The sequence below is a fragment of the Micromonospora sp. NPDC003776 genome (assembly GCF_053605645.1).
Map to the genome: position 1 here is coordinate 1 of NZ_JBSGJR010000034.1, position 4,336 is coordinate 4,336.

General features: G+C 73.3%; 4 protein-coding genes. All 4 read left to right on the plus strand.

Annotation, left to right across the window (positions count from 1 at the left end):
- A partial coding sequence (locus tag ACWEVO_RS05510; RefSeq protein ID WP_452306365.1) for a D-alanyl-D-alanine carboxypeptidase family protein occupies nucleotides 1-1,096 on the plus strand: 1,096 nt, incomplete at its 5' end.
- Nucleotides 1,097-1,203: 107 nt separating this feature from the next.
- Complete coding sequence (locus ACWEVO_RS05515; RefSeq protein ID WP_452306366.1) at nucleotides 1,204-2,028, plus strand: SAM-dependent methyltransferase; 825 nt, start codon at nucleotides 1,204-1,206, stop codon at nucleotides 2,026-2,028.
- An 80-nt stretch (nucleotides 2,029-2,108) separates the two neighbouring features.
- The gene (locus tag ACWEVO_RS05520; RefSeq protein WP_452306367.1) at nucleotides 2,109-3,053 is read left to right on the plus strand and encodes an FAD-dependent oxidoreductase; all 945 of its coding nucleotides are present in this window, start codon (nucleotides 2,109-2,111) and stop codon (nucleotides 3,051-3,053) included.
- A gap of 238 nt (nucleotides 3,054-3,291) precedes the next feature.
- Entirely contained in the window at nucleotides 3,292-4,254 is a 963-nt protein-coding gene (locus ACWEVO_RS05525) for a zinc metalloprotease (RefSeq protein WP_452306368.1), read from the plus strand.
- The last annotated feature ends 82 nt before the right edge of the window (nucleotides 4,255-4,336 follow it).

Here is a 4,336-nt window from a genome sequence, read left to right on the forward strand (position 1 = left end):
GCGGGGCGGGGCCGCGGACCGGGCCGGCGGCGGGCACCGCCGGGCGCCGCGGGGCCCCCCCAGCCCCGCGGCCGCCCCCCCGGCGCCGGCGGTTACCGCCACCTCGTGGCTCGTGGCGGACCTCGACAGCGGCGCGGTGCTGGGTGGATGCGGCCCGCACGAGCGCCGCACGCCGGCCAGCGTGCAGAAGATGCTGCTGGCCGCGGCGCTGATGCCCCACCTCGACCCGGCGCAGGTCGTCGAGGTGACCCGGGGGGACCTGCAGGACCTCGACCCGGCCAGCTCACGGATGGGGGTGGTCGAGGGCGGCCACTACTCGGTGGAGAGCCTGTGGCTGGGACTGCTGCTCCGGTCGGGGAACGACGCGGCCAACGTACTGGCCCGGGTCGGCGGCGGCACCGCCGGGCGGCAGGGCGGCGTCCAGGCGATGAACGAGGAGGCGCAGCGACTGGGCGCGAACCAGACCCATGCCGCGACACCGTCCGGCCTCGACGGACCGGGCCAGTACACCAGCGCGTACGACCTGGCGCTGATCGCGCGCGCCACCTACGCCCGCGCGGACTTCCGGCGGTACATCGCCACCCGGGCGGCCGAGATACCGGCCGCGCCGGGAACGCCCGGGTTCTCCATCACCCATGACAACACCCTGCTGGACCGCTACCCCGGCACGATCGGCGGGAAGACGGGCTTCACCGACCTGGCCCGACAGACGTACGTGGGAGTGGCCGAACGCAACGGCCGGCGCCTCGCCGTGACCCTGCTCGGCGCGGAGACCGCGCCGCTGGGCAGTTTCGGCGAGGCGGCGGCCCTGCTGGACTGGGGCTTCGCCCTCCCCCACGACGCGTCGGTCGGCCGCCTGGTCACGCCCGACGAGAAGAAGCAGGACCGTCCGGTGGCCCAGGTGCAGGGCGTACATCCGACGGCGGCGGGCTCGTCGACCCACTCCCTGCGGACCGCTCTCTGGGCCGGTGGCGCCGTCGTGCTGGCCGTCCTGCTGCTGGCCGCTCCCTGGCGGCGCCGGACCGTCCGACGCACAGCCGGCCACCCGGCACCGACCGCACCGGCGAGCGAGCGATCCCCCTCCGACTGCGGGTGAGCGGGCGGACAGCGGCGCGGGTCGCGCGCCGCGTCTCCCTCGGGCCACGGGCGACATCGGCAGCGTCTATCGTGGACCGATCGGTGGGCCGTCGAAGGGAGACCGCGGTGTCGGGTAGTGGTGCGCAGACCGAGGAGGTCGGTCCGCCGACCGTGGACACCACCGTCCCCCACTCCGCCCGGGTCTACGACTGGTGGCTCGGCGGCAAGGACAACTTCGCGGTCGACCGGGCCATGGGCGAGGCGATGATCAACGCGATCCCGACCCTGCGGCAGATGGCGTCGGAGAACCGCCGCTTCGTGCACCGGGTCGCCCGTCACCTCGTCGCCGACCGGGGCATCCGGCAGTTCCTGGACATCGGCACCGGCATCCCCACCCGCCCGAACCTGCACGAGATCGCCCAGTCGATCGCGCCCGAGACCCGGGTGGTCTACGTCGACAACGATCCCATCGTGCTGGCCCACGCCCGCGCCCTGATGATCAGCACGCCGGAGGGGCGCAGCAGCTACATCCACGCCGACCTCCGCACGCCGGAGGCGATTCTCGCGGATGCCACCCTGGTGGACACCCTCGACCTCAGCCAGCCGGTGGCGCTCACCCTGATCGCCGTGCTCATGCTGCTCGGCGACGACGACGCCCCGGCGGCCCGCCTGCGCGCCCTGATGGACGCGCTGCCGTCCGGCAGCTACCTCGCGATCAGCCACCCCACCCAGGACTTCAACCCGCAGGAGATGGGCGCCGCGGTCGCGGCGGCCACCCACGGGGGCATGACGCTGGTGCCGCGTACCCGGGACGAGATCGAACGGTTCTTCGACGGCTGGGAGCTCATCGAGCCGGGTCTGGCGCCGGTGATGGCCTGGCGGCCCGACGGCGAGGCGCCCGCCGACCCCTACGCCGCGTACTACTGGGCCGGGGTGGCGCGCAAGCCGTAGCCGGCGTCCGCCGGTCGGTGCACGCATCCCGCCACCCGGGGCCGCCGACCAGCCCGGGCGATGTGGTCTGATCTTCAGCCATGAGGGTCAGGGTGGTCGGTGCCGGTGTGGTGGGGTTGACCAGCGCGCTGCGGCTGGCGGAGCGCGGGCACGAGGTCGACGTGGTCGCTGCGGCGACCGGAGACGCCACCACGTCGTCGGTCGCCGCCGCCCTCTGGTACCCGTACCGCGCGTACCCGGAGGCGGCCGTGACCCGCTGGTCGGCGGCCACCTACCGGGTGCTGCGCGGCCTCACCGGCGATGCCTCCGCCGGGGTGCGCATGCGCGTCGGGCAGGAGCTGTTCCGCCGGCACACCCCGGACCCGTGGTGGCGGGCGGCGGTCCCGGAGCTGGGCCGGGTCGCCGCCGAACGGCTGCCCGACGGGTACGCCGACGGATACGAACTGAGCGTGCCGGTGGTCGACATGGCGGTGCACCTGCCCTGGCTACACGGGAGGCTGACGGCGGCGAAGGTCGCCCTCCGGAGCGGGTACGTGGGTGCGCTGGCCGAGGCCTTCGAGGGCGTCGACGTCGTGGTGAACTGCACCGGGCTGGGCGCCCGCGAGCTGGTCGGCGATCAGTCACTCAGCCCAGTACGCGGGCAGGTGGTCGTCGTGGCCCAGTTCGGCCTGACCGAGTGGCGGCTCGACCAGAACGATCCCGCGCGCCTGAGCTACGTGGTGCCCCGCGGTGACACGGTGCTGCTCGGCGGCACGGCCGAGGAGGGCGACGAGGAGCTGACCGTCCGAGCGCCGACGGCTGCGGACATCCTGGAACGCTGCACGGCGCTGGTGCCGGCGATCGAGGGGGCCCGGGTCCTCGGCCACCGGGTGGGCCTGCGTCCGGGACGCCCGGCCGTACGGCTGGAGACCGAGCTCACCGGGCACGGCCCGGTGGTGCACTGCTACGGCCACGGCGGCGCCGGCGTCACCCTCTCCTACGGGTGCGCGGACGACGTCGCCGAACTCGTGTCCGAACTGTCCTGAGCGCGGTGACGCGAGCGTGACTCGGGTCGGTCGGGCGGAGCGTGGCCGCCGCGGGTGTGCCCCGGCGGCCCGCCTGACCACCACCGACCGAAAGGCCGAGCTGAGGGCGGTTCCCATGGTCTTCTGTCGAGGCGCGTGACGTGGTCTGATAGCGAAACGAAGGTGTCGATGCATCGACGCGGCGACCTGCTCGTCGCGTCTCACGCCGCGACATCTCCCATGTGTGAAAGGTGCAATGATGCGCAAAAGACCAACCTTCCAACTGGCGGTCCTGACCGCCACCGCGGCGACGTTCGTGGCGACCGGTGGCACCTCGGCCGGGGTGGCCACGGCCGCGCCGGCGACCGCCTCCGCGGGCGTCACGGCGTGCGCGCCGGGCGCCGCCGGGCACAGCGCGGCGCGCGTGGCCGAGGGCGCCACCGCCCAGGAGCCGGAGCTGTACTCGAAGAACGAGGCAAACGCCTACGGCGTGATCAAGGATTCCCCGCGCCTGCCCAACGGCAGCGTCACCATCCCCACGGTCTTCCACATGGTCTCCGACCACGCCCTCAGCGCGGCGGAGAAGAACCGGTGGAACACGCTGATCGACGCGCAGATGACGGTGCTGAACGACTCGTACGCGGGCCGCACGGCCCCGGACGCGTCCGACACGCCGTTCCGCTTCTCGCTCGTCGACACCACGTGGACGGTGAACAGTGCCTGGTACACGGTCGTGCCGGGCAAGAACGAGCGGGACATGAAGAAGGCGCTGTACACCGGCGACGCCCGCACCCTCAACGTGTACGCGGCCAACATCGGCGGCGGCCTCCTCGGCTGGGCGTACTTCCCGAAGGGCTACAACAACGGCCGGGACTACATCGACGGCGTGGTGATGCTCGACGAGTCGATGCCGGGCGGAACGGCGGGCAAGTACGCCCTCGGTGACACGCTGACGCACGAGGTCGGGCACTGGCTGATGCTGGAGCACACCTTCGCGCACGGCTGCTCCGCCTCCGGCGACTACGTCGCGGACACTCCCCGGGAGGCCGCGCCGCAGTTCAACTGCCCGGTGGGCGCGGACACCTGCACGGCGCCCGGGCTGGACCCGATCCACAACTTCATGGACTACACGCAGGACTCCTGCATGAACATGTTCACCGCCGGCCAGGCCGACCGGATGAGCGACGCCTGGCTGGCTTTCCGCGCTGGTGGCGGCAAGTAACCAGGCCCTGATGGGCAGGTGAAGGGGTTGTCGGGGCCGCGGCCGGCCACCCCGGCGACATTTCGGGGGGGCCGCGGGCCGC

Excerpts from the sequence above, each read along its gene's own strand:
- ACWEVO_RS05520 (WP_452306367.1), top strand. The coding sequence starts at position 2,109 with ATGAGGGTCAGGGTGGTCGGTGCCGGTGTGGTGGGGTTGACCAGCGCG.
- ACWEVO_RS05525 (WP_452306368.1), top strand. The coding sequence starts at position 3,292 with ATGCGCAAAAGACCAACCTTCCAACTGGCGGTCCTGACCGCCACCGCG.